At 43.5% G+C, this 23,485-nt stretch carries 25 protein-coding genes, 1 tRNA gene and 2 pseudogenes; 25 read left to right on the top strand and 3 right to left on the bottom strand.

Annotated elements, in window-relative coordinates; genetic code table 11:
• Nucleotides 1-242: 242 nt before the first annotated feature.
• From ACINLD_RS19750 to ACINLD_RS19730, 5 genes and pseudogenes are all read left to right on the top strand, one after another.
• Nucleotides 243-1,283: pseudogene (locus ACINLD_RS19750) on the top strand (cache domain-containing protein); the annotation flags it as partial.
• On the top strand, nt 1,278-2,228 hold the full coding sequence (locus tag ACINLD_RS19745; protein WP_372708721.1) for a methyl-accepting chemotaxis protein: 951 nt from the start codon (nt 1,278-1,280) through the stop codon (nt 2,226-2,228). The pseudogene ACINLD_RS19750 and the gene ACINLD_RS19745, both read left to right, overlap by 6 nt.
• A 118-nt stretch (nt 2,229-2,346) precedes the next feature.
• Nucleotides 2,347-3,384: pseudogene (locus ACINLD_RS19740) on the top strand (cache domain-containing protein); the annotation flags it as partial.
• Complete coding sequence (locus ACINLD_RS19735; RefSeq protein ID WP_410207166.1) at nt 3,379-4,329, top strand: methyl-accepting chemotaxis protein; 951 nt, start codon at nt 3,379-3,381, stop codon at nt 4,327-4,329. The pseudogene ACINLD_RS19740 and the gene ACINLD_RS19735, both read left to right, overlap by 6 nt.
• A 112-nt stretch (nt 4,330-4,441) precedes the next feature.
• On the top strand, nt 4,442-4,966 hold the full coding sequence (locus ACINLD_RS19730; protein ID WP_277691563.1) for a type 1 glutamine amidotransferase domain-containing protein: 525 nt from the start codon (nt 4,442-4,444) through the stop codon (nt 4,964-4,966).
• Between the two features lie 28 nt (nt 4,967-4,994).
• On the opposite strand, the gene ACINLD_RS19725 is transcribed toward ACINLD_RS19730, so the two are convergent.
• Entirely contained in the window at nt 4,995-5,990 is a 996-nt protein-coding gene (locus ACINLD_RS19725) for a Gfo/Idh/MocA family protein (RefSeq protein ID WP_409444180.1), read from the bottom strand.
• A gap of 196 nt (nt 5,991-6,186) precedes the next feature.
• On the opposite strand from ACINLD_RS19725, the gene ACINLD_RS19720 reads away from it, so the two are divergent.
• The 3 genes from ACINLD_RS19720 to ACINLD_RS19710 all read left to right on the top strand — a co-directional run bounded on the left by ACINLD_RS19720 (nt 6,187) and on the right by ACINLD_RS19710 (nt 9,190).
• The gene (locus ACINLD_RS19720) at nt 6,187-7,338 is read left to right on the top strand and encodes an AI-2E family transporter (RefSeq protein WP_026588528.1); all 1,152 of its coding nucleotides are present in this window, start codon (nt 6,187-6,189) and stop codon (nt 7,336-7,338) included.
• An 87-nt stretch (nt 7,339-7,425) separates the two neighbouring features.
• Nucleotides 7,426-8,256, top strand: coding sequence for an undecaprenyl-diphosphate phosphatase (locus ACINLD_RS19715; protein ID WP_026588527.1), 831 nt, complete (start codon nt 7,426-7,428; stop codon nt 8,254-8,256).
• Nucleotides 8,257-8,374: 118 nt separating this feature from the next.
• Nucleotides 8,375-9,190 carry a metallophosphoesterase gene (locus ACINLD_RS19710; protein WP_026588526.1) on the top strand — a complete coding sequence of 272 codons (816 nt, stop codon included), beginning with the start codon at nt 8,375-8,377 and terminating at the stop codon, nt 9,188-9,190.
• Between the two features lie 38 nt (nt 9,191-9,228).
• Here the strand turns inward: ACINLD_RS19710 and ACINLD_RS19705 are convergent, their stop codons facing one another.
• Complete coding sequence (locus tag ACINLD_RS19705; RefSeq protein WP_409444178.1) at nt 9,229-9,777, bottom strand: YkoP family protein; 549 nt, start codon at nt 9,775-9,777, stop codon at nt 9,229-9,231.
• A gap of 103 nt (nt 9,778-9,880) precedes the next feature.
• Here ACINLD_RS19705 and ACINLD_RS19700 point away from each other — a divergent pair, with 103 nt between their 5' ends.
• Genes ACINLD_RS19700 through ACINLD_RS19690 form a run of 3 tightly spaced genes read left to right on the top strand, consistent with a single transcriptional unit; the run spans nt 9,881 to nt 12,774 of the window.
• Nucleotides 9,881-11,014, top strand: a complete 1,134-nt coding sequence (locus ACINLD_RS19700; protein WP_277691562.1) for an MGDG synthase family glycosyltransferase — start codon at nt 9,881-9,883, stop codon at nt 11,012-11,014.
• A gap of 16 nt (nt 11,015-11,030) precedes the next feature.
• Entirely contained in the window at nt 11,031-12,530 is a 1,500-nt protein-coding gene (locus tag ACINLD_RS19695) for an alkaline phosphatase family protein (RefSeq protein WP_077735475.1), read from the top strand.
• Between the two features lie 40 nt (nt 12,531-12,570).
• Nucleotides 12,571-12,774 carry a hypothetical protein gene (locus ACINLD_RS19690; protein ID WP_026588522.1) on the top strand — a complete coding sequence of 68 codons (204 nt, stop codon included), beginning with the start codon at nt 12,571-12,573 and terminating at the stop codon, nt 12,772-12,774.
• A gap of 82 nt (nt 12,775-12,856) precedes the next feature.
• Here ACINLD_RS19690 and ACINLD_RS19685 read toward each other — a convergent pair whose 3' ends face one another.
• Entirely contained in the window at nt 12,857-13,066 is a 210-nt protein-coding gene (locus ACINLD_RS19685) for a zinc ribbon domain-containing protein (RefSeq protein WP_026588521.1), read from the bottom strand.
• A gap of 388 nt (nt 13,067-13,454) precedes the next feature.
• Here ACINLD_RS19685 and ACINLD_RS19680 point away from each other — a divergent pair, with 388 nt between their 5' ends.
• From ACINLD_RS19680 to erm, 14 genes are all read left to right on the top strand, one after another.
• Nucleotides 13,455-13,817, top strand: coding sequence for a hypothetical protein (locus ACINLD_RS19680; RefSeq protein WP_026588520.1), 363 nt, complete (start codon nt 13,455-13,457; stop codon nt 13,815-13,817).
• A gap of 18 nt (nt 13,818-13,835) precedes the next feature.
• The gene (locus ACINLD_RS19675) at nt 13,836-14,180 is read left to right on the top strand and encodes a WXG100 family type VII secretion target (RefSeq protein WP_277691560.1); all 345 of its coding nucleotides are present in this window, start codon (nt 13,836-13,838) and stop codon (nt 14,178-14,180) included.
• A 19-nt stretch (nt 14,181-14,199) separates the two neighbouring features.
• A complete protein-coding gene (locus ACINLD_RS19670) occupies nt 14,200-14,907 on the top strand; it encodes a DUF5081 family protein (RefSeq protein ID WP_026588518.1) in 708 nt (235 codons plus the stop codon).
• The gene (locus ACINLD_RS19665; protein WP_077735473.1) at nt 14,904-15,230 is read left to right on the top strand and encodes a hypothetical protein; all 327 of its coding nucleotides are present in this window, start codon (nt 14,904-14,906) and stop codon (nt 15,228-15,230) included. Before ACINLD_RS19670 ends, ACINLD_RS19665 begins: the two co-directional genes overlap by 4 nt.
• A gap of 18 nt (nt 15,231-15,248) precedes the next feature.
• On the top strand, nt 15,249-17,057 hold the full coding sequence (locus ACINLD_RS19660) for an HNH endonuclease (RefSeq protein WP_410207130.1): 1,809 nt from the start codon (nt 15,249-15,251) through the stop codon (nt 17,055-17,057).
• Nucleotides 17,054-17,521: a DUF6985 domain-containing protein gene (locus ACINLD_RS19655; protein ID WP_410207129.1), complete on the top strand. Its 468-nt coding sequence runs from the start codon at nt 17,054-17,056 to the stop codon at nt 17,519-17,521. Before ACINLD_RS19660 ends, ACINLD_RS19655 begins: the two co-directional genes overlap by 4 nt.
• 332 nt (nt 17,522-17,853) lie before the next feature.
• On the top strand, nt 17,854-18,258 hold the full coding sequence (locus ACINLD_RS19650; protein ID WP_410207128.1) for a hypothetical protein: 405 nt from the start codon (nt 17,854-17,856) through the stop codon (nt 18,256-18,258).
• Between the two features lie 365 nt (nt 18,259-18,623).
• On the top strand, nt 18,624-18,794 hold the full coding sequence (locus ACINLD_RS19645; RefSeq protein ID WP_142246039.1) for an IS1 family transposase: 171 nt from the start codon (nt 18,624-18,626) through the stop codon (nt 18,792-18,794).
• A gap of 14 nt (nt 18,795-18,808) precedes the next feature.
• Nucleotides 18,809-19,177, top strand: a complete 369-nt coding sequence (locus ACINLD_RS19640) for a DUF4234 domain-containing protein (RefSeq protein WP_163170546.1) — start codon at nt 18,809-18,811, stop codon at nt 19,175-19,177.
• Nucleotides 19,178-19,186: 9 nt separating this feature from the next.
• Nucleotides 19,187-20,131: an ADP-ribosylglycohydrolase family protein gene (locus ACINLD_RS19635; protein ID WP_409444443.1), complete on the top strand. Its 945-nt coding sequence runs from the start codon at nt 19,187-19,189 to the stop codon at nt 20,129-20,131.
• 117 nt (nt 20,132-20,248) lie between these two features.
• Nucleotides 20,249-20,321, top strand: a tRNA-Ala gene (locus tag ACINLD_RS19630).
• Between the two features lie 1,386 nt (nt 20,322-21,707).
• Nucleotides 21,708-21,899, top strand: a complete 192-nt coding sequence (locus ACINLD_RS19625) for a hypothetical protein (protein ID WP_142246038.1) — start codon at nt 21,708-21,710, stop codon at nt 21,897-21,899.
• A 201-nt stretch (nt 21,900-22,100) separates the two neighbouring features.
• The gene (locus ACINLD_RS19620) at nt 22,101-22,145 is read left to right on the top strand and encodes an erythromycin resistance leader peptide (RefSeq protein WP_156177705.1); all 45 of its coding nucleotides are present in this window, start codon (nt 22,101-22,103) and stop codon (nt 22,143-22,145) included.
• A gap of 278 nt (nt 22,146-22,423) precedes the next feature.
• Nucleotides 22,424-23,278 carry a 23S ribosomal RNA methyltransferase Erm gene (gene erm / locus ACINLD_RS19615; protein ID WP_026588432.1) on the top strand — a complete coding sequence of 285 codons (855 nt, stop codon included), beginning with the start codon at nt 22,424-22,426 and terminating at the stop codon, nt 23,276-23,278.
• Nucleotides 23,279-23,485 lie beyond the last annotated feature (207 nt).

The raw sequence follows: 23,485 nt of genomic DNA, 5'->3' as shown, positions 1-23,485 counted from the left end.
TGCCTGAACGCCGCCGTCATCACATCCTGTGAAAGCCCGCTTCGATGCTCGGCCTTCCTAGACTGCAAGGGTTGAAGGTCACGCTGAAAGGAAGACAAAATCCTAAAACTTTAACCGTTTTAGGATTTTTTGCTTCGCTTTAAAGAATTTTCTGAAATACTTATAAAAGTTTTTTAATATACACAAATGAGCCCGGTCTCCGATATTAGTTTCATAATCTTGAACTAAAGGAGTTATATCAAATGAAAACACAATTGGACTGGCTCAAACGTCCGTCTATTTCAAAAAAGCTGTTTTTGAGTTTTTTATTGGTGCTGACAGTACCGATCTTAGCTCTATCCTACAGCGCCTATCACACGGCGGGAAGCTCTCTCGAAAGCGAGATCATGAGAAGCGCCCAGGATAATGTTGAACAGCTCAATGAAATCATTGATCAAAATATCGGAAAGAAAGAACATGCGGTTTCCTATTTCAGCGATTGGGTGAATGAGAAGCTTTATAAAGAGAAAGGAAATGTGTCACTGAAGGAAAAATTCGAGCAGTACGCCAAGCTGAATGAAGACGTGGAAGCAATCTTCACAGGTTCAAATGACGGATTGTTCGTCCGCTACCCAAATGAAAAGATGTCAAGCGATTATAATCCGGTTGAAAGGGACTGGTATAAGAAAGCCGTTGAAAATAAAGGCAAAGTCATTGTGACAGACCCTTACAAAACGGCTTCGACCGGCACGATGGTCGTCACGATCGCACAGCAGACGGCGGACGGCTCCGGTGTTGTCGCTGTCAACATGAAAATCGATGAGCTGATTAAAGCGTCAGAGCGCGTCAATATCGGCAAAAACGGGTTTGCGTTTATTTCAAGCGATGACAAAAAGTATGTGGCCCATCCGACCATTAAAGCCGGAACGGAGGGCAAAGGTGATTGGGTGGCACAAATGTACGGCAAAGAAAAAGGTTCTTTTCAATATACGTTCCAAGGCAAAGAAAAGCAGATGGCCTTCACAACAAACAAGCTGACCGGTTGGAAAATCGGCGGAACGATGTTTACGGAGGAAATATCTGAAGCGGCCCAGCCGGTATTTAATATGGCGATGATCATTTTGGCGGCTGCGATCGCCCTCGGAGGGATTCTCGTCTACTTCATCGTTCGCGGAATCAGCAAACCGTTAAATCAGCTTGTTTCCTCGGCGAAAAGCATCAGCAGCGGAGATTTGACGCAAAAAATCGAAGTCCGTTCTAAAGACGAATTCGGCCAGCTTGGGACAAGCTTTAATGAAATGGCCGATTCTCTCAAGAAGCTGATCAGCGTCATTCAAACGTCGGTCGACAATGTGGCGTCTTCATCTGAAGAGCTGCACGCAAGCGCTGCACAGACAAGCAAAGCGACCGAACATATCACAATGGCCATTGAACAATTCTCTGACGGGAATGAAAGCCAGAAAGAAAAAGTAGAAGCGAGCGCACAGCAACTGAATGAGATGAACAACGGACTGCAGGATATGTCCAAAACGTCCGCAGTCATTACCGATGCTTCTGTCAAATCGACGGAGATTGCCGGCAAAGGGGAAGAGCTTGTGCAAAAGACGGTCGGCCAAATGAATTCAATTGACCGGTCCGTCAAGCAGGCCGAAGCGGTCGTCAAAGGACTTGAAGGCAAATCAAAAGACATCACGAGCATTTTGCGCGTCATTAACGGAATCGCTGATCAAACGAACCTGCTTGCGCTGAATGCCGCGATCGAAGCTGCCCGTGCCGGGGAATCGGGCAGAGGCTTCTCGGTCGTAGCCGAAGAAGTAAGGAAGCTTGCGGCCCAATCAGCGGATTCGGCGAAAGAAATCGAAAATCTGATTCAGGAAATCGTCAAAGAAATCGATCACTCTCTGAACATGTTTCAATCGGTCAACCATGAAGTCCAGTCAGGGCTCAACATAACTGATGAAACGGCGTCAAGCTTTAGAACCATATATGAGATGACAAATGATATTGCCGGCAAGCTGCAGACGATGAATGCCGCTGCAGAGCAGCTATCGCAAGGATCACAGGAAGTGTCGGGCGCTGTCGAAGAGATTGCAGATGTTTCCAGAGAAAGCACCGCAAGCATCCAGGATATCGCCGCTTCAGCGGAGGAACAGCTCGCCTCAATGGAGGAGATCAGCGCTTCTTCAACAACATTGGCGGAACTGGCTGAGGAGCTGCGGGATTTGACAAAGCAATTCAAGATCGAATAAGTGAGAACACCCAGAACCATTCTGGGTGTTTTTAGTTCATTTTGACTATAAAAAAGTTAAAAAACCCATATGGGAAAACCGATATTAAAGAATATAAAAGAAAAGGAGTCAACAAGACATGTCAAAAATGATCAAATGGATCAAACATCCTTCAATAGGCAAGAAATTAATTCTTTCATTCTTGTTTATTTTAACCGTTCCGATCATTGTTCTCTCATACAGCGCTTACCAGACGGCAAGCAGTACGCTTAAAACGGAGATCATGGACAATGCGCGGGAGAACGTCGAACAGCTGAATGACATCATCGATCAGAATATCAGTCAAAAAGCGGATGCGGCATCCCATTTCTCAAGTTTGTTTAAGGAAAGTTCATATCAAGAGAAAGGGAATGCCTCCATCAAAGACAAATTTGAACAGTATGCCAAACTGCATCCTGATGTCGAAGGTATTTTTACGGGATCAAAAGACGGGCTGTTCGTCCGCTATCCGTTTCAGGAAATGCCAAGCGGCTATAATCCGGTTGAAAGAGATTGGTATAAAAAGGCTGTTGAACATAAAGGAGAAGTGGTCATCACAGATCCTTACAAGACAGCGTCAACAGGCACGATGGTCATCACGATCGCCAAGCAAAATGAGGACGGCTCCGGCGTTGTGGCGATCAACATGAAAATCGATGAGCTGATTAAAGCAACAGAGCGCGTCAAAATCGGCAAGAGGGGCTACGCTTTTATCACAAGCGCTGATAAAAAGTATGTCGCCCACCCGAAAAATGAAGCGGGCTCAGCTGTTGACGGCAGCTGGTCTAAAGCGGTTTACGCCAAGGAAAAAGGGACAATATCATATCGATTAGACGGCGATAAGCAAATGGCATTCGCGACAAACAAACTGACCGGCTGGAAAATCGGCGGAACGATGTATTCAGATGAAATCGCCGAAGCATCAAAGCCTGTTTTAAACGCCGCTTTGATCACGCTCGCCGTCAGCATCGCAGCAGGCGTCTTTCTGATGATCTTGATCATCAGATCGATCACAGGCCCGTTAAGAAGGCTTGTTTCGTCCGCGAAAAACATCAGCAGCGGAGACCTGACACAGACGATCAATGTCCGTACAAAGGATGAGCTTGGACAGCTGGGCATAAGCTTTAATGAAATGGCTGAGTCGCTTCGTTCATTGATCAGCGTCATCCAGACCTCTGTTGAAAATGTCGCTTCTTCGTCAGAACAGCTGACGGCCAGCGCAGATCAGACAAGCAAGGCGACAGAGCATATTACATCGGCGATCGAACAATTTTCCAACGGAAATGAAAGCCAGAATGAGAAAGTCGAAACAAGCGCTGAGCAGCTGACAGACATGAATAACCGCTTGCTTGACATGTCCAAAACCTCCGCCTCGATTACGGAATCATCGCTGCAATCGACCGAAATCGCCGGAACAGGCGGAGAGCTTGTGCAAAAAACAGTCGGACAGATGAACTCAATCGACCAGTCAGTCAAACAGGCGGAATCTGTCGTCAAAGGCCTTGAAGGCAAATCAAAAGACATTACAGCCATCCTGCGCGTCATCAACGGGATCGCGGATCAAACGAATTTGCTGGCGCTGAATGCGGCGATTGAAGCCGCAAGGGCTGGAGAAGCCGGACGGGGCTTCTCAGTCGTAGCTGAGGAAGTGCGCAAACTGGCCGAACAATCCGCTTCATCCGCTAAGGAAATCGAAGGCCTGATCCAGGAAATCGTCAATGAAATCGGAAAGTCCCTTGAAATGTTCCAGAACGTTAACCGCGAGGTACAGTCCGGGCTCAACATAACAGATGAAACAGATGCAAGCTTTAAACAAATCTATGACATGACAAACGAAATCGCAGGAAAACTGCAGATGATGAACACCGCTGTTGAACAGCTGTCACAGGGCTCACAGCAAGTCGCCGGTGCGGTGGAAGAAATCGCCGAAGTATCGAGAGAAAGCTCAGGCAGCATTCAGGATATCGCCGCTTCCGCGGAAGAGCAGCTTGCTTCAATGGAAGAAATCAGTTCATCCGCAGCCACGCTCGAACAAATGGCTGAAGAGCTTCGCGATTTGACGAAAAAATTTAAAATAGACTAATTTCCCAGGCTGCCGGCTTTATCCGGCGGCCTTTTCGGAAAGAGGCATGTTTACCGCCAGAACGGGAAGGGAATAAATATAGGACCTGATGGAAAAATGGGAGGGAATCCGAATGCGATTGGAAGGAAAGAAAGTCATGGCTTTGGTGAGCGATGAATTTGAAGATTTAGAGCTTTGGTATCCGATTTTAAGGCTTAAGGAAGAAGGGGCGATCGTTCATATCATCGGTGAAAAAGCGGATCATGAATACAAAGGGAAACACGGCGTCCCTGCGGTATCGGATTATGATATGAGAAGCGTGAACATCGAAGAATATGACGCGATTCTTGTTCCGGGGGGATGGGCGCCTGATAAGCTGAGAAGATACCCCGAAGTGCTTGACATGATCCGGACATTCAACGAAAGGCGGAAGCCGATCGGACAAATCTGCCACGCCGGCTGGGTGCTGATTTCCGCCGGCATTTTGGAAGGCAGGAAGGTGACGAGCACGCCGGGGATTAAAGATGACATGGAAAATGCCGGCGCCACATGGGTGAATGAACCCGCTGTCGTTGACGGCCATATCGTGTCCAGCCGCCGCCCGCCCGATCTGCCGGCTTATGTCAAAGCATTTGCCGATCTTTTGGCGCAATATTAAGAGAGGAGCCGCCCTTCAATCCGGCGGCTCATTTGTTTGTCTTTCGGTCTGCCGGAAAAACGAGGCCGATCTGCTTTCGCGCTTCATCCATGACCGCTAAAGTGGCGAGAGACCGTTCAAACGAATTCCAGGTTGATTCGATCCGGCCCTGTTTAATTAAATTGATAAATTCGACTGTTTCATAAAACATCGCCGGCTTTTTATCAGCGAGTGTGATATCTTCAATGCTGCCGTCGCGGAAACGGATTTCGACCTTTTCAGGCCGGTGGATTTTATCGATGATGATTGAGCCGTCTTCCCCCTGAATTTCCGCCGGGATGTAGGAGTCGGCGATTTTCGAATGCATCAGGACGGCTTCATGCCCCTCATATGTTAAAAGCACCGTTCCTTCCCCATCCGCTCCCGATTCAAGGATCAGCCCGTTCGCCTTAATATCGAGCGGCCTCTCAAACAAAACGACAGCCGGATGGATGCAATAGACGCCGATATCCATCAGGGAGCCGTTTGAAAAAGCGGGATTGAACGCATTTAAAACGGTGCCGTTTCGATAGGCGTCATAACGCGAGGAATACTGGCAGTAGCTGGCTATAAAGCGACGGATTTTTCCGATCCTCGGCAAATGGCTGATGATGTTTTGAAAGTTTGGAAGAAACGTGGTTTTCATGGCCTCCATCAAAGCGACCCGGTGAGCTCGGGCTGTTTTCACCATTTCCTCAGCCTCTCCGACATGGGACGCAAGCGGCTTTTCGCATAAAACGTGTTTCCCGTTTTTCATGAAGGTCACCGCTTGTTCTTTATGTAAAGAATTGGGACTTGCGATGTAAACCGCATCAAGACAGTCGCTTGCAGCCATCTTTTCAATATCAGTAAAAACGGCGGTCACGCCGTATTTTTGGGCAAATTCGCTCCCGCGCTCCTCCGTCCTTGAATAGACGGCTGTCAATTGAAAATCGTCCGTCATCCTTGCCGCTTCAAGAAAGCGGTCTGTAATCCAATTGGTTCCGACTACACCGAACCGTATCATGCTCATTTCCCCCTCTGCAGGTGATATAAGAATAGTATACCGCGTTTTGTTTTGCAGCCGGAAGACAAAAGTCGGAAACACTTGATCACCATCTTGATGAACAAGCGGAAAAAAAGACCAAAATGCACGGTTTTTATTTTTCAGTAAAGAAGCAATAGTGTACAATCTATTTAAACGACGTTAATGGAGGAACGCCATGGAATCATTGCAAATGTGGGGCGGCAGGTTTAAAAAGTTTTTCTTAGACAATAAATTCGTGTTGTTTTTGCTTGTCCTGCTGCTGATCGGACTGAACATCCTAGTATTTACGAAAGCTTCATTTGTCTTCACACCTTTTATTGTTCTCATCGAGACGGTCGCTCTGCCGGTTGTGCTGACAGGCGTTGTCTATTATCTGCTAAATCCGATCGTCGATTTTTTGGAACGGAAAAAAGTGAAGAGAGTGTATTCGATACTCCTTCTTTACATCGTGATCATCGGTTTGATTACGATCTCGATCGTCTCGGTCATCCCGTTTTTGAAGGAACAGATTATGAGCCTCGTCAACAATTTTCCAAGGTATGTCCACATTGTCGAGGATCAAATTAAACAGCTGATCGGAAGCCGGTTTTTCAACCAAGTGCAGCAGACGCTGAATATTAACCTGACGGATCTGGCCGGAAAATTATCCGATCAGGCAACAAGTATTTTAAACAGTACGTTCACCGGTGTGGGAACCTTTATCGGGGCTGTGACCGAAGTCGTTATCTCCATTGTGACCGTGCCTTTTATCCTGTTTTACTTGCTGAAGGACGGCAAAAAACTGCCGTTGTTTATTTTGAAAGTCGTCCCGGTCCGTTTAAGAGAACAGACGTATGTCATGATGTCTGAGATGAACCACCGCTTAAGCTCCTACATCAGGGGACAGATCATCGTCAGCTTTTGCATCGGCTGTCTTTTGTTCATTGGGTATATGATCATCGGCCTTGAATATGCTTCTCTTTTGGCGGTTGTCGCCGCATGTACGAGCATTGTCCCGTATCTCGGGCCGACGATTGCGATCACGCCGGCGATTATTATCGCCCTTGTGACATCCCCGTTTATGCTTGTGAAGCTGATTATCGTCTGGACCGTTGTCCAGCTGTTTGAAGGCAAATTTATTTCGCCGCAGATCATGGGGAAAAATCTGCATATCCATCCGGTGACGATCATTTTTGTGTTGCTGACGGCCGCCAAGCTGTTCGGCGTCATCGGCGTCATCCTTGCCATTCCGGGATATGCCGTCATCAAAGTCATTGTCATCCATCTGTTTGAGTGGTTTAAACAGCGTTCACACCTGTATGAAAAAACAGAAGAAGACCAAACATAAACCCCGGAAACGAACAATATAAATGCTGATAAGGACAGGTTTCCAATTTCGCGCCGTGAGATGCGAAAAAAGAGAAAGGAATGACATATGAATTTTTGGGATCTTATTGTCGCCGTTATGTTGGGAATTGTTGAAGGGCTCACTGAATATGCGCCTGTCTCGTCAACAGGGCATATGATCATCGCCGATGATCTGTGGCTCAAGTCAAAAGAGCTGCTTACTCCGGAAGCGGCCAACACCTTTAAAGTTGTGATTCAGCTCGGCTCCATTCTGGCCGTCGCCATCGTCTTCAAAGACCGGATTCTCAATCTGCTCGGCATGAAGAAAAACATCACGGAGGAGCAGAAGCAAGGCAGCCGGCTGTCGCTCGCACAAATCGCCGTCGGGCTCGTTCCCGCCGCAGTGCTTGGGTTTTTATTCGAGGATTATATTGACCGGTACCTGTTCTCCGTCCGCACCGTCGCCGTCGGACTCATCGCAGGGGCGGTTCTGATGCTGATTGCGGATGTGATCAATAAACGGAAATCTACGACTGACTCAGTCGACAGAATGACATACAAACAGGCGCTTGGTATGGGGCTGTTTCAATGTCTGGCGCTTTGGCCGGGCTTTTCCCGGTCAGGCTCAACGATTTCGGGCGGTGTCATTCTCGGATTAAATCACAGAGCGGCCGCCGATTTCACGTTCATTATGGCGATCCCGATCATGATGGGGGCAAGCCTGCTTTCCTTGATTAAAAACCGCGAATTCTTAAGCGCGGACGTTCTCCCGTTTTTTATCGCGGGATTTATCAGCGCTTTTGTGGTTGCCCTTTTCGTCGTCCGTTTTTTCCTCAGACTGATCAATAAAATTAAGCTCGTTCCGTTTGCGATTTATCGGATCATTCTCGGCATTCTCCTGTTCATTTTATTTCTTTAGACCGATTTCCGAAGAGAAATCGGTTTTTTATATAGGTCAATAGATTGATATACTATTATTTCCCACTATCAAACATCCTGCCGGCTTACTATACTAGTAAGAGGGAGGAGATGTTGTTATGTTTATCATTGTACTCTTATTGTTGATATTAGGAATGATTCCTATTTTATATAAAGCGAATCACAATACAAAAGATGTGAAAGTCAACACGATTACCGTCAACCGGACACATGCAAAGACGTTCAAAAAAAAGCTGAACATCCTGCATCTATCAGATCTTCATTTAGAAAACATTTCGATCTCTCCGGAAAAGATTGTTGATCTTGCCGGCAAAAAACAAATCGATCTGATCGCGTTGACAGGCGATTTTCTTGATCGAAAACGAAGCATTCCCAAGCTGATTCAGTACTTGAAAGCGTTGCGGGAGCTCAAGCCGGCCTACGGGATGTATGCCGTGTTCGGGAACCATGACTACGTCTTGAAAGGTGAACATTTTCAAAAGCTGAAAAGCGTTCTGGAGGAAAACGGATGTGTCACCCTGCAAAACAAACACGTCTCCATAGAAGTGGAAGGCGAGGTATTAAACATTATCGGCATTGATGACTACAGTACAAAAAGAAGCAATGTCCGAGACTCATATAAAGGGGTAAAAGACGGCTATCATCTCGTACTGACGCACGATCCGAATGTTGTGCTTGATATGAAGGAATTTCACTTCGACTACCTTTTGTCAGGGCATTTTCACGGCGGACAAATTCATTGGCCGAAGCCTTATCATCTCGTGAAGATGGGAAAGCTTGTGCGAATGAATATGATCAAAGGCTTGCACTATCATCATGATAAACCTTTTTATATCAGTGAAGGATTGGGCCAGACCGGAGCCAACATCCGCATCGGAAGCAGGCCGGAAGTGACATTCCATCATATTTCATAAAAAGAAGAGGCTGCTGCATAGCATCAGTCTCTTTTTTGTTATTTTTGAAGGTAGGAATGAAACAGTTTTTCTTTTGAGATAAACAAATAATGGGATGGCGGGATGTTGCGAAAAGAAAATTGCTTTGTCATTAAAAATAAAATCGGGATTTGCGTGAGTTTCTTAAATGTCCTGTAAAACTTATTGGCAGGCTCAACCGCTTCAAATCCGAGCCGTTCAACACCTTTGTGCAGCGTTGTTATGCCGATGATCCCTTTGATTTGATCAGTGTGCTTATGGCTTTTTACATATTGTGCCAGAATCGGCATCGATACGTAAGCCTTTTGATAAATGATAATTCCCCTTCTGACAGCGCTTTCGATATTTTGCAGCTCTTTGATCAGTTTAATATTATGCAGATGAATTTTAATGAGAACATCGTTCTTTTTAATCACCGTTCCATCGCTTAATATCACATCGATCCCTTTATACTTCGTCAAACGGACGCGAAAAATGCTTCTTTTGTTTTTATCGATCAGCGTCAGTCTGGAAAAAAAATAATAAAACGGGTCAATCACACTCCATATTGACAAAAAACAGCTTCTCAAGTTGTCACCTTCCTTTCGCTTCAAAAAATTCACTTATATTTTGGCTGGATTATTTCAAAATATAAATGGAAAACATTTATCATCTGAAATGGAGGACCTTGAAATGACAACGGCACTGATTTTCCCTTTTCTCAGCATTTCAACAGGTCATCATCATGTTGCCGATTCACTTCAGGCCGAGCTGAGCCTGAAAGCGCACCACTCTGAGACAATTGATATTTTTTCACATACATATCGGCGCCTTGAAAAGGTTTCCTCCGCGGCGTATTTAAAATGGATACAATACTTCCCGAAAGTCTACAGCTCCGTCTATCACATCCTTGCCTGCGGGAGCCATGAGACGTATCGGCGCCACCTCATGTATGAACTGATCTTTTTAAAAAGCATGAAGCAGATGATCGAAGACAAACAGCCGGATATTGTGTTTTGTACGCACGCATTGCCCTCTTATTTATTAAACAAGCTGAAAGGTCAATTTCCAAACATGAAAGTCGTCAACGTCTATACCGACTTTTTCGTCAACCGGATCTGGGGCAGGGAGCATATTGATTATCACTTTGCGCCGATCAAAGATATTAAAGAGCAGCTCTTATCCGAAGGAGTTGATGAAGAGAAGATTTTTCTAACCGGCATACCGGTTCACCGCGCCTACAAAGCGCAGGATCAAACCGTCCGTCATAGCGAGAAAAAACCGTTTTACAACATGCTGATTACCGGCGGAAGCATGGGGGTGGGCGGTATTTTTAAGCTCGTGCGGGAGCTCTCGCCAAAAGGAGATGTCGCCTATCACATTCTATGCGGAAAAAACCGAAAGCTCTACCGTTATGTCAACAGCTTAAACCATCCCTTGATCCAAGCCTTTCCCTATATTGAGAGCAAGTCTGAGATGAACCGCTTATACGAACGGGCTTCGGGAATGATCACAAAGCCCGGAGGTGTTACGATCAGCGAATGCATTGAAAAACAGCTTCCGGCTTTCATCTATCATGCGCTGCCGGGGCAGGAGGAAATGAACATGAACTTGCTGAAGAAACGGAACCTTGTCATTGAGCTGAAGGACGGGAACAAACAGCCGATCGAAGAACAGCTGCTTTCTTTTTTTCGCTCGAAAGAAAGCCTCACTCGTTTCCAGGCGAATGTCAGTCAATATCTGCAAGAAAAGTCGGACCTGGACATCAGCGAAATACTCGAAAGGATTATTCATAACCGGCCCGATTTAGGGAATGCTCACGTATAAGAAAGGAGATGAATCCATGAGATCTGAAAGCCGAAGCAAACCCGTCATCATGCTGCTTGTCGATTCTTTGATGGATGAGCCCCTAAAGGAAGCCGTTAAAAGCGGTCAGGCTCCCGCCTTCAAGTTTTTTCTTGAAAACGGCCGATATGAACCGGAGGTCGTCAGCCCGTTTCCGACAATGTCAGTCAATGTTGACAGCACACTTTTGACAGGTGTCAATTGTGACGGGCATAAAGTGCCTGGGCTCGTTTGGTATAACAAACAGGAGAGGCGGATTATCAATTATGGAAGTCATGTCAGAGAACTGCTGAAACTGGGCATCAAACGATCTGCAAAAGACGTTTTTTACAACCTGAATCAGACGCATTTAAGCAAACAAGTGAAAACCGTTCATGAAGAGCTTGCCGAAAAAGGGATCGACACATGCTCCATCAATGCGCTGATGCACAGGGGCGCCAGGGATGGCTATCTGCATGTTCCCGCGCTGTTTTCATGGATTACAGGTCTGAATCAGATGTTGAATATCAATGCGCCGCAGCTGTTTTCATACGGAGGCTTTTCCAAAATCAATCCGCGGAACCGATCACTGTTGAAAAAATTCGGCTTCAATGACCGCTTCTCGGTTAACGAATTAAACCATCTCATCGATTCAAACACAGTTCCTCCGCTTACCCTCGTCTATTTTCCCGACCTTGATCAGCATGTACATAAAAACGGGAGATTTGATGTCAAGGGAGTGGCCAAAGTCGACCGGCACGTCCAAAACATCTTAAACAGCTTTCGGTCATGGGAAGATGCATTAAGGAATTATATTTGGATCATTTTGGGCGACAACGGACAGGCCTGGATCAGCAAAACGAAGACAGAAGCATTGATCGATTTAAGAGGTCTTTTGGATCGCTATCAAATCGTCAAATTAAAAAAAGGCGTGGCGGCGGATGATCAAATCGTCCTTGCTGTCAACGAAAGAATGGCCTTTATATACACGCTGGACAAACGAAAGCTTTCACTGGAACAGCTGGCTGCCATTCTGGAGAAAGACGCGAGAATCGACGTCATCGCATGGAAAAATGACGCGAACGCCATCGAGGTCATCTCGGGTGACCGTGAAGGAAAGCTGACATTCAAACCGGGCGGCGCTGCCGCAGATGAATATGGACAAACATGGACGCTTGAAGGCGATCCTGACGTTTTGGATTTGACGCTCCAAAATGACAGCATCACCTTCGGCCGGTTTCCGGATGCGCTGGCGCGGCTCCACTCATCGTTTTTTTCACATGAAGGCGATTATCTCATCGTCAGCGCAAAGCCCGGATATGAATTTATCGGCGAAAGTTCACCGACACACGTCGGCGGCGCCAGCCACGGTGCTTTGCACAAACAGGATTCTCTTATCCCGATGATCATCACCGGAACGGACTCTCTGCCGAAATATAACAGGCTCGTCGATGTGAAGGAGTGGATCATCCGTTTGGTCGAAACCGAAAACGCCGCTGACATTGGTGGAAAAGGGTGATGAAATCATGTAAATTCCAAATATGGAAAGTGGCGGGAATGTGAAGAAAGCCATTTTAGCCGTCTTCCTGATCCTGAATCTTTTCTATATCACAAATTATTTATTTCGATATGCCAGACCGTTTAACATATTGGGGACCTTTTGGCTGGTTGATTTTGTGATCGGCATCCTCTTGTCTGTCACAGTTCTCTTCTCCTTTCATCGCCATTCCAGCGGAAGCTTGTTTTTGGCGATCGTGTTTTAGCGTCAGCTATCCGTTCACTTGGTGTTTATAGCCTTTATTTCTGCTGGCAACATAAAAAAGAGACTCACTTTCATGAGTCTCTTTATCCTCCAAAAAACAAATCGAGAATGTTTCCCGCTGTTGATGACTCTTTATTGTAAAGCTCAGAATAGCCGCATTTTTTGCAGTAAACGACGAGAAAACGGTTATTCTGCACATCAAACAATTTGGAAAGTCCGGTGCCTGTGGCTGCAATTTCCTTCTGGCCGGCTTCCGTACTCCCGCACTTGATGCATCCTTTCTGTTCACTCATGACGCTTTCTCCTTTCACGGTGTCTAATCGAATAATTCCATTATACTGTAATGTCCTTTATAAGAAAAATATTTCTCAGGAAATGATTAGAAGAACCGCTCGTTTATCCCTGTTTTTCAAGTTTGAAAATGCGTCTTTAGCTGTGTTGACATCAAAAATACACGGATCAGAGCATGAAGAAATGGCCTCGGAAATAAAGTGAAAAAGGATAATAAGACTAATCCTTTATCCTTAGTAAATAGGCCTATGATCTCATTCGTTTCATAAAAACGATTCATTTAACCTATTCATTCATATAGGACCTTCATGTAAAATTAACCTATTACAATATCATCCACTAGAGGAAAATAGTTTTTATTGACTAGTAGAATCGAAAGGAGCCGCTGCCGTGGGCGAAAGTTTTTGGGATTCAGCAGGTAACTTTTTGCACATTTCCTACACGGAAAATGAACGCAAACGGGATCAGTATAAAGATTTATATGACTATTTGGCTGATAAAGAAAGCGAAGTCAAAACCGAATTATCGGATGTTAAATCGACAAAGAACAGTTATAAGACGAGCAATCTGCCAGACATGAAAATTCCTTCTCATGAATTTGAGGACACCCGTCATGAAAAAGATGCCGATCTAAAGAAATTGATCAAGCATTTTGACGATATGCTCGATGATATTCAACACGCTAAGACGAAGGCCAAAAGCAAGTGGGAGCATTATAAAGCGAAAGCGGAAGCTGAAGAGAAAAAGGGCTAAAGGAGGGAAAGGCGGATCATGTACGGATATTACAACTATAATACTGCCAAGTCGAAAGTAAGCGGAGAAGCCGTGGAAATTTCCCATAACGGAGCGGCTGAAGCTCTTGCCCATGCAAAAGCAATCGAAAAGCATGTCAGCGACTCGCTGAACAAGGCGAACGAATTAAAATCATATGTTGAGAGCGGTAGATGGAGCGGAAAAACGCGTGATGCTTTTCTGAGCTATCTTGAACTGATTATTGATTTAAATGCAGATATGAAAAAGGCATTGAAAGATCATACGTCTTCTTTGAAGCATTTAGAAAAACACATCGGCGATTTTTCAAAGCTCAGCGAAGTGAAGGATATACAAAGCCTATAAACATGGAAGGGGAACGGACATGCAGGTGAAAATAGATACGCTGACAGCGGCTGAGCTCTACGCTTTGGCTGGAGCGGCCGAAGTATCATACATATTCGGCCTTCCCGAGCGCGAACAGCTCGCACTGGTTGAGCCCGATTGCGCGGTGACGGCTAAGGACGGCCTCATTCGAAAGGGCATCCTGACAGAAAAAGGAGATTTGACACATGCTGCTTTTTTGCTGACGGAAATGCTGAAACACTATCACGAAAGCAAAGAATACGTGCGTTTCAATAATGTGATGTGCGCTTTTCTGCCGGACGACGAAGACCGCGTCATCGCATTAACAGAAATCACCCCTGGCACAGCCTACACATTGGACTTTTTGGAAAAGCGGGAAGTTTATTTATCGCTGATTTCAAAAGTGTCCTTTTTCATGAGAGAGCCGCGGGAAAAAGACCGGACCTTTTTAACAAAACCGATGAATCCCGATGAAAAAGCGGAAGTGAGGGCGATGGATCTCGACCAAAGAGAGGTCCTGGCTGTTGAAACATTCAAGTTTGCTGCAGTTCAAAACCTGACAGACCCTGGTTTTCAAACAACCAGCCTGTATTTCACAAAGGGTGAAGATTTTATTTGCATCGATCCGTTAAATGAACGATATGAATGGATCAGCCTTTACATCATGAACAATCGGATTTTCGACGCGCTTCACATGAACTTCAGAGCAGGGAGGGCGATGGTATGAATGCGGAAAGCGCAGGTTCTGGCGGCGGAGGCACAAACATCCAACTGGAGTTTGAGGAAATGATCAACATTTCAAATAAACTGCAAAGCATTTGCGAGATTTACACAGAGGGTGTTCAGCCGGAAATTCAAAAATTGACAAATTCTAAATTTTATAAAGCTGGAAAAGCATTGAAAACGATTGAAAGCTACCCGGAGATTCTCGGGAAAACAATGGAGCTCATGGATAATTACGCGATGGCCGCCCAGATTGTCAACTATGCAGCGGAAAAAATGTATGAAACAGATAAAGAGCTCCAAAAACTTTACAAGATCCAGAAATAGAAGCGAGGCGATCACCTGATGGATGTGAAATTCAGCCCGGAAGATTGGCAGACCATGAAGGACGGCCTGGATACGTTAACGGGCGGAAAATACGGAGGCGGAGCGAAATCCGGCCTTTTAAATCTGAATAACCTCATGGAAGATATCGAATCAAAAATTAAAGACAAGGACAGCGACAGAGCGATCGGCTTTAGCCATACCAGTAAAAAGAGCAAGATCGAGGAGCTGTTCAAGGATTATCAAAAACTGTCTGACTTTTGCCTGAAAGCCGGCACTCTAGTAGATGACCACATTGACAACCCTTTCTACAAAGAGCTGGACGCTTTTGCAGATCAGATGGAAGGCTTATCCATCCACAACTACAAGACGAAAAACCGCATCGGCTCCAAAGAGACAACTTATGTCGGCTACGGCATGAACAAGACGGCTGTCGAACAGGACAAAAGTGACATCACCGTAGATGATATTTTCAAAGATTCAAAAGCGTTTGATGATGTGCTGAGTGAACAATATAAAGCATATAAGGAAGTCAATCCGGATGTTGAATTGACGTATGAGGAATACTCGAAAGCGATTGTGTCCGCCCGCGGTTTTGAGTACGAATCGATCAGCGACGTCCAAAAGGGTCAGGAATTTTGGCGCGATCTGATCGTTGGCGGCGGTATTGTCGTGCTGGCGATCTTCTGCGCACCCGCGGCTATCACTGTAGGAATCGCATACGGAGGAGCGCAAATCTCCAGCGGGTTAACAGGGGAAGACTGGATGACGAAACGCGAGTTAAACAAAGGCGAACGCATTGAAAGAACCGCATTCGGCGCCCTTGATATGATCCCAGCGGCAGGAGCGGCGACAAAATCGTTCAAAACAGCGGCAACCGTCGGAAAATTATCAGGCAGAACGGAGCCTGTGGTACAATCTCTTAAAGAGAGCAAGTCCCTCTGGGCGAACCGCATGAGAGTCCATACACTAAAAGCACAAGACAAACTCAATGACGCCGGCTTTGCCATTAAAAAACAGTTCGCCAAAAGCGCGGACGCCTTAAACGACATCGCCCGCGGCACAGAAGTAGGCGCCGGCGGCACCCTCGCCCGAAAAGGCTCCAATTACTACGGCCATGTCAACGACGCCCATACAGCTTCGAAAGCGAAGATGCAGGACTCGATTCAGCGGGTTGAGAGGGAGATTGAGGGTGGGAAGAGAAGTGGTGAGGTAGGATTTAAGGACACTGGTAAAGATACTATTGATATTCCGCCTGCTTTTAAGCAAACTGAATTTGCTAGTTCGTATGAATCAAGAATAAGTCAAACCCCAGCGCCTAATAATCTAAAGGTTGGATTTGAAGGACCAAGGGGCGAATCTAAATGTATACTTAAGCCGCCACCAGATCATCAATTAAAACAAATTTTAGACGAGGTTGGGGTTGACGGCATCCAATATAAAAATGCTGTTCCTGACTTTTCACCAGTAGCAAAAGCAGAGGTAGAGATTAATTATATGTTAGGAGGTAAAGGAGGTTATGGTGGGAAAGCTAGACGAGCTAATTTCGTTCAATCAGATAAAAAATTAGCAGAACAACTAAACAATTCACCAGAACTAGCAAGTCAATTTGGAATGGAGTCTGGTAAAATAAGTGCTAGAGATATAAAGAAATACCGTGAAAAAAACAAATTAACATGGCATGAATTAAATGATGTTAAAACAATGCAACTCGTGCCAACGAAAATAAATAGTGAATTCGGACATTTGGGTGGAGTAGGAGAGATAAACGCAGGTGCTTTTAAACCTGAAGGATTTGCTAATAAACAAAAAGAGGAGGTTTTAAAATGACTGTAAACGATCCAATTTTTGGAGAACTTGAGTATGACTATGGTTGGTCAAAGGATACTACCATTGCTTTCTTTGGAAAAGAAACCGAGATTGCTTTGATGATAGATGGTGAAGAAGATGGTAAGTTTGATGAAGATCAATATGTAGCATATCAGTCATTATTGCAAAATTGGGAAGGATTACAACAAAGTTTTTTGCAGTCTATTTTAGATTATTATAATCAAAAACGACATGAACTAGGTTATGATGTTGAATTTAACGAAAATTATCCTTTAATTGAAACAAAGGAGCAATTACTTGAAGATATAAATTTAGTTGGGATTATTGTTCCATATTCAGATATTTATGAAGGACGAGATATTGGGATAATCTTCGACTGTTCGTGGGATACAGAGAATGGCTTGGGGCTTCGCCTTATAAATGAAAAGGTAATTGAGGTTGGCTACCAGGATGTTGCGATTTGAATACGAATCATTACAAATAGAGTTTTATATTTTAATACCCACCTATATTGATCATAATTTAAAGATATTAGGAGAAACTTGAAACAATCGAAGTTTGTTAGTTACATTTCACATGTTAGATAGTAGAACCTTGATCGGCTATAGCCTTTCAAGGGTTTAGGTTGTAATTTATCGTTTGCAAAAATATTAATATAAAAGAGTTACAATGGTAAGCTAAACATCCGGCAGAGGCATTAAGAAAAACTCTTCAAAAACGGGGTGCAGCCAGCGTCACCCTGTTACTAAAACGTAGCCAGGTGATTGCAATTAATGAATAAATAGAGGGCAAGTTTATGAGAAATGGCATTTGGGCTCTTTACAAAGGTAAAGAATACGAAGTTATTCAACATGACCATGACAATTACGAATTATTCACCAAAGATCCTGATACTGCACAAGTTGGTTTTGAGTTAGATATGACAGGGTATTATTGTAAACATGTTCGAAGGAATGAAATTTCTTCTGTTTACGATATCAGATTCCAGGCAATTATGAATGGTCTTGAGTTCCCTGTCTTTCGTGAAGAAGATAACAGAGTTTTACTTGGGAGTGGACTGAATGGTCCAGATGTTATTAAACATTATGGATTTGTTCAAGTTGATCGCTTTGAATATGAAAAATGGGTTGATAAAAACGAAATAGAGAAAATTGAAGAAATTAAAATACCTATGTGGGGGTTTCCTGCGCCCAAAAATTAATCGTTTTTGAAATTATTTATTGCTTGTAAAGGGCTCCACTTTATTTATCTTTTAAATAGTATAGAAAAAGTACCACAATTCAGGATAATTCTTATAATAAGACATTGGTTGATAAAAACATTGTCTCACTATATGCATTTTAGGCTTACACAAGCTGTTGGTATCTTTCCCAAATAAGCACTGATCTCAACGCAATAGCTCACCTACTCCTGCAAAGCTTCATACAAGAGTCAGAATTCAACAGGGGAGAAGGGATATAAAGGGTGTATTTGAAATTAATAATGTGCGGCTAAAACACATTGGTCAAAATTATGCAATTCATAGACCTTTGAAATAAACCAGAAACCACACCAAGGAGCAAACAAATGACCAACCAAACCAAAAAACCAAAATGTCCGCTATGCGGCAGTGACAACCTCACCAAGAAAAAAAGAGGCTGGACGATTACGACAGGTGTCTTCGGAATGAATCAAATGCGATATACATGCCATGACTGCGGGAAGAAGTTTATGGAATGGAAAGCGGATTACAGCTGACGCGGGAGACACGTATGAAAACAAGAGAAAAAAACGTCTTTCTAATGTTAATCTTAACGATCTTTACGTTGGGTATTTATTATATTTACTGGATTTTCGACACATCCGAGCATATGGAGGATGAAAGCCGTCTGCCAGCAACAGAGGTTTTCTTCGGTATCATCACCCTTGGGATTTACTTTGTTTATTGGCATTATAAAACGGCTAAAAAGGTCTACCATTTCGCACAGTCTAAAGGGTATAAAGGGATAAGCGACCAATCGATGATCTGTCTGCTCTGTTCTCTCATCCCGTCAGGGGGCTGGATCATTTCGATGGGATTGATTCAAACGAATATCAACACGCTGCACTTTTTGGAGAGCAGAAAAAATCAGCAGAAGTAAGCGAGTGTGATGAAAATGGCGGATCGTCTTTTCCCCGTAATCATCGGCGGTATTGTCGGTGATGCGCTGGGCGTGCCGGCGGAATTTAAAGCGAGAAATTTGAATATTAAAGGAATGACCGGGTATGGCACATACAATCAGCCGCCCGGTACATGGTCGGACGATACATCGTTAACATTGTGTTTCATGGAGAATTTGATAGAAGAAAAAGATGAAACAGAATTGATGAAAAAGTTTGCGGCCTACCGAGAAGGATACTGGACGCCATACGGCCGCATGTTTGATATTGGAAGAGCGACAGATGAAGCGATTGAGCGTTTCATGCGGGGAACACCTGTCGAGCAATGCGGCGGGGCCTCTGAGTTTGATAATGGAAACGGGGCATTGATGCGTATATCTCCGCTGGCGTTTACCCAGTCGGCAGAACCCGATTTTTCCAAAAGGAAAGCGGAGATCGAACGTTGGGCGCATATCACACACCGCCATCCCCGTTCAACGCTCGGATGCATCATTTACATCGAATGTTTAATCAACTTAATCCGTCATGATCAACCTGACATGGCTTATCGAAAAGCGGTTCACTTATGTTTGGACCATCTTTCTGAGAGCGAATACGAGCGTGAATTTGCAGCATATAAGAGAGTCCTTAATGAGGAAATGGCCGGACTTCAAAGAGAAGACATCATCTCCGACGGCTATGTCGTCCATTCATTAGAAGCGGCGCTTTGGTGTTTTCTCCATCATGATCGCTATGCCGATGCTGTCTTAGAAGCCGTGAATCTTGGCGGGGATACGGACACCATCGCGTTTATCACGGGGACGCTGGCAGGCGCGTATCATCAGCTGGAAGGCATTCCGGAAGAATGGATCAACGCCTTGGCGAGAAAAGACGACATATTGGCCTTGTGTAAAAAGTTTTCGCAATTTTGCCTTGAACAAGCAGCAAAGTCATGAAGGAAAATACCGTTTTAAATCGGTATTTTCTTTTAATTGAGCTAATATGAAATAAATCAAAAAACCCCTTGCTTTTATTCGAAATTCCATCTATAATAAATCATGTCTCAAATAAACGGGGCATTAGCTCAGCTGGGAGAGCGCTACACTGGCAGTGTAGAGGTCAGCGGTTCGAGCCCGCTATGCTCCATACTGAAAACCCTTGATATATCAAGGGTTTTTTATTTTCCTGTTAAGAAATTGGGGTGTATTCTTGAATTGTTGGCAAAACCTTTTGTCAGTGATCAATTCTAATGTTTTAAGGTTTGTCTGTGGATAGTATTACCGGAATGGCTACGTGGACGAAGTTATTCGCAACATAAAAGCGGGCCATCCCCGGCCTGCTAATATATCATTAAATATCAGCGCTCTTTTTCAGCTTTTAAAAGCTTTTAAAAGTTTTTTCAGTCCGTAAACCGTAATAAAGCCGGATAAAGCTAATCCACCAATAAAATACAGTAATAAATATAATGTACCCATTGGGGACATTCCTTTCTTAGTTGGATTTTAATCGGGATTTTTAATTTATTATAAAAAAAACTGTTGCCAATTTCTAGAGGGCCTATTTTATTTCCACACTAGTTAACGTCCTCAAATTTAATTGAAATTGGTGTCTCCTTTTGAATCCATGACATGAAAAACCTTGCGGACTTCACATATTATCCTTTCCATGTCTTTTATATGGACCATGTCGAGTACTGGTCTTTCTCACTCTGTTGTGGTTGCTGTCCAACTCTCGAAGCAAACTGACATGTTACGGCAGCATTATGCCTGTCCATGTGATTGTTCCCCGATCTTGTCATCTTTCATGAAGTTATTCTTCTTTGAGAAAATTAAATAGGAACGAATATTCGTATTTAGCTTTGGGATAGAAGAAGTCCCGACAAAGCATGCAAAAAAAATTGCAGGAGTTATAACCGGGTATATTTGTCAACAGCTTAGCTTACATAAACAAGACTTTATTAAACCTTTCCGGCATAACCAATTTCTCTGAAAGGTTCCGGCCAACGGTAACTAGATCACTTCGATTCAATTGTTTAACATCAGCTTTTCCTAGTGCATGACACCCCAGTTTCATCTCTTCCGGACAAGATTTTAAGCATTTTGCCAGGTGTTCTGCTGCTTCTTCTATATCCAAATCCTCTTTAAATTTTCCTAAGCTGAAATAAAAGGGATGGACAGAATCGAATATACTTGTTCAGAAAGCATCATCTACACTGACAGTGTAGAGCGCTATGCTCCATATTGGAAACCCTTGATATATCAAGGGTTTTTTTATTTTCCTTTTTATGAAAAGCGCATCTTGAAAAAGTCGGTTATTAATATTCCCTCATGACGAGATAAATAAAAGAAAAAAATCAATTTCAACTGGAAAATCCCCTGAAACATACCAGCATAAACAATGCTCATGTTGTAAAAAGTAACGGTGAATATGAAGAGAAGGAAGTGAGACAATTTGAATTTCCAGTGGATAACAACACTGTTTAGAAACAGAGGTCTTTTATTTGGCCGAAGAAGAAACAGAGGAACCATGTGGATGTCTTTATTAGGCTTAGGAATTGGTGTAGCTGCATTTTTGTTCAGAAGGAATGGCAATCAAAATAACCCTGTGCAAAATGTAATGAAAAATTTTACACAACAAGGCAATCTGCAAAATGCTGCGCTTACCAATGAGTTTGCAAATGAAATAAAACCTAACCAAAATGCATTTAACACCAAGAAGAATTAATTATTAAAGAGCCCCCCTTATAAAAGAGGTGGGTCTTTTTATACTGATCAGCCGCCTTTTTTCAAACCTTTAAATTGGTTTTCCACCGCCTAATAAATAATGTTGCTTCTTGTCTTTATTTCCTATTTTTTGATTTTGACTTTTGCTTTGAACCCCTTTATAATGTTAATGATTTTGAATTTTATGGAGGTTTATTAAAAAATGACACATTCAATGAGACTTCGATTCCCAACTTTGAACCGTTAATTTAATACGTTCAAAGGCTCTGTTTGTGCAAACAGAGTAAACGGGATCAGTCTGTCCTTTTTTAATAATCTTCATTTTTCGCATTGAAATATGTAATTTGTGTAGAAAGGCGGATCGTTGTGCCTTTCTTTTTTTCCCTCTTTTGTTTTTGAAAGAAAGGTTTATTTGACGACGACTGTTTTGCCTTTCGCCAATTTAATAAGGATAGATTTTCTTCCCTTTACTCTAAATCACAGGCAGGTGGCTTGTGATTTTTTTATTTGAAAGGAAGAGATCATATGGCGAAAAAAATTCGTAAGGACAGCGGAAAAAAACGAAGCCGTGAAGAACCTCCCAATTTTTCTGGACAGCATTTAATGTACAATAAAAAGCTGCTGAATGAAATCGTAGATCGAGCAAATGTAAGCCAACATGAAACGGTTTTAGAGTTAGGAGCCGGAAAAGGCGCGCTCACAACTATTTTAAGTCAGAGAGCCGGCAAGGTTTTGGCCGTAGAGTATGATCAAAAGTTTGTCGATATTCTTAAACGCAAAACCGCACAGAACGCAAATACGAAAATTATTCATCAAGACATTATGAAAATCCATTTACCGAGAGAAAAGTTTGTTGTTGTCTCGAATATTCCATATGCCATCACAACAGCGATTATGAAGATGCTTTTGAACAATCCTTCAAACAGGTTTCAAAGAGGTATCATCGTAATGGAAAAAGGAGCAGCTCGACGATTCACTTCAAATTCAGTAAAAAACTTTTATGTTTTGGTTTGGAAAATGTGGTATGATATCCGACTCGTTCAAGTGATATCTAAAGAAAATTTCTCCCCTCCGCCAAAAGTGGACTCAGCACTGGTTATGATCACCAGAAAGAAAGAAGCGGTCATTTCTCATAAGGATTACATGGCTTTTATGGGGCTTGCCCAATATGCGCTCAAGAAGCCGCAAGCTCCTTTAGACCTTGCTTTAAGAGGGATCTTTACTTCTCCCCAAATGAAGCATTTGAAAAGAAATTTAAACATCAACAGTGGAACGTCTATCGAAAGGCTTAATGAATATCAATGGGGGGTTGTTTTTAAAACAATGGTTCAACATGTACCGCGAGCTCGTTGGCCAAGAGTAAACAAAAAGAAAATATGAAAAAAGTCGGCCAGCTTCAGCAGCCACGATGAGAAATCAAGTTTTTCTTTTGATTTAAGGCACCCGGGGTATTGTTCAAATAAAGCAAGAGTCACCTTTAAAAAAGGTGGCTCATTTTTTTATGGATTACGGATAAAAAAATGACCAAGCCGACTCAACAATGCGGTTATCCACCTTAACGTACCGAAGTATAAGCGAGAGAACAAA

The organism is Bacillus sp. z60-11, assembly GCF_046464135.1.
GTDB lineage: Bacteria > Bacillota > Bacilli > Bacillales > Bacillaceae > Bacillus > Bacillus sonorensis_A.
The sequence above is the reverse complement of the archived record's forward strand: the minus strand, read 5'-3'. Positions and strand labels throughout refer to the sequence as shown.

What these genes read in the sequence shown, in the direction of transcription:
- ACINLD_RS19640 (WP_163170546.1), top strand. Translation starts at nt 18,809, where the DNA reads ATGAAAACAAGAGAAAAAAACGTCTTTCTAATGTTAATCTTAACGATC.
- ACINLD_RS19665 (WP_077735473.1), top strand. Translation starts at nt 14,904, where the DNA reads ATGAATGCGGAAAGCGCAGGTTCTGGCGGCGGAGGCACAAACATCCAA.
- ACINLD_RS19715 (WP_026588527.1), top strand. Translation starts at nt 7,426, where the DNA reads ATGAATTTTTGGGATCTTATTGTCGCCGTTATGTTGGGAATTGTTGAA.
- ACINLD_RS19700 (WP_277691562.1), top strand. Translation starts at nt 9,881, where the DNA reads ATGACAACGGCACTGATTTTCCCTTTTCTCAGCATTTCAACAGGTCAT.
- ACINLD_RS19685 (WP_026588521.1), bottom strand. Translation starts at nt 13,066, where the DNA reads ATGAGTGAACAGAAAGGATGCATCAAGTGCGGGAGTACGGAAGCCGGC.
- ACINLD_RS19695 (WP_077735475.1), top strand. Translation starts at nt 11,031, where the DNA reads ATGAGATCTGAAAGCCGAAGCAAACCCGTCATCATGCTGCTTGTCGAT.
- ACINLD_RS19660 (WP_410207130.1), top strand. Translation starts at nt 15,249, where the DNA reads ATGGATGTGAAATTCAGCCCGGAAGATTGGCAGACCATGAAGGACGGC.
- ACINLD_RS19745 (WP_372708721.1), top strand. Translation starts at nt 1,278, where the DNA reads ATGGCCGATTCTCTCAAGAAGCTGATCAGCGTCATTCAAACGTCGGTC.
- ACINLD_RS19730 (WP_277691563.1), top strand. Translation starts at nt 4,442, where the DNA reads ATGCGATTGGAAGGAAAGAAAGTCATGGCTTTGGTGAGCGATGAATTT.
- ACINLD_RS19670 (WP_026588518.1), top strand. Translation starts at nt 14,200, where the DNA reads ATGCAGGTGAAAATAGATACGCTGACAGCGGCTGAGCTCTACGCTTTG.
- ACINLD_RS19635 (WP_409444443.1), top strand. Translation starts at nt 19,187, where the DNA reads ATGAAAATGGCGGATCGTCTTTTCCCCGTAATCATCGGCGGTATTGTC.
- ACINLD_RS19625 (WP_142246038.1), top strand. Translation starts at nt 21,708, where the DNA reads ATGTCTTTATTAGGCTTAGGAATTGGTGTAGCTGCATTTTTGTTCAGA.
- ACINLD_RS19710 (WP_026588526.1), top strand. Translation starts at nt 8,375, where the DNA reads ATGTTTATCATTGTACTCTTATTGTTGATATTAGGAATGATTCCTATT.
- ACINLD_RS19725 (WP_409444180.1), bottom strand. Translation starts at nt 5,990, where the DNA reads ATGATACGGTTCGGTGTAGTCGGAACCAATTGGATTACAGACCGCTTT.
- ACINLD_RS19650 (WP_410207128.1), top strand. Translation starts at nt 17,854, where the DNA reads ATGAGAAATGGCATTTGGGCTCTTTACAAAGGTAAAGAATACGAAGTT.
- ACINLD_RS19675 (WP_277691560.1), top strand. Translation starts at nt 13,836, where the DNA reads ATGTACGGATATTACAACTATAATACTGCCAAGTCGAAAGTAAGCGGA.
- erm (WP_026588432.1), top strand. Translation starts at nt 22,424, where the DNA reads ATGGCGAAAAAAATTCGTAAGGACAGCGGAAAAAAACGAAGCCGTGAA.
- ACINLD_RS19720 (WP_026588528.1), top strand. Translation starts at nt 6,187, where the DNA reads ATGGAATCATTGCAAATGTGGGGCGGCAGGTTTAAAAAGTTTTTCTTA.
- ACINLD_RS19735 (WP_410207166.1), top strand. Translation starts at nt 3,379, where the DNA reads ATGGCTGAGTCGCTTCGTTCATTGATCAGCGTCATCCAGACCTCTGTT.
- ACINLD_RS19645 (WP_142246039.1), top strand. Translation starts at nt 18,624, where the DNA reads ATGACCAACCAAACCAAAAAACCAAAATGTCCGCTATGCGGCAGTGAC.
- ACINLD_RS19655 (WP_410207129.1), top strand. Translation starts at nt 17,054, where the DNA reads ATGACTGTAAACGATCCAATTTTTGGAGAACTTGAGTATGACTATGGT.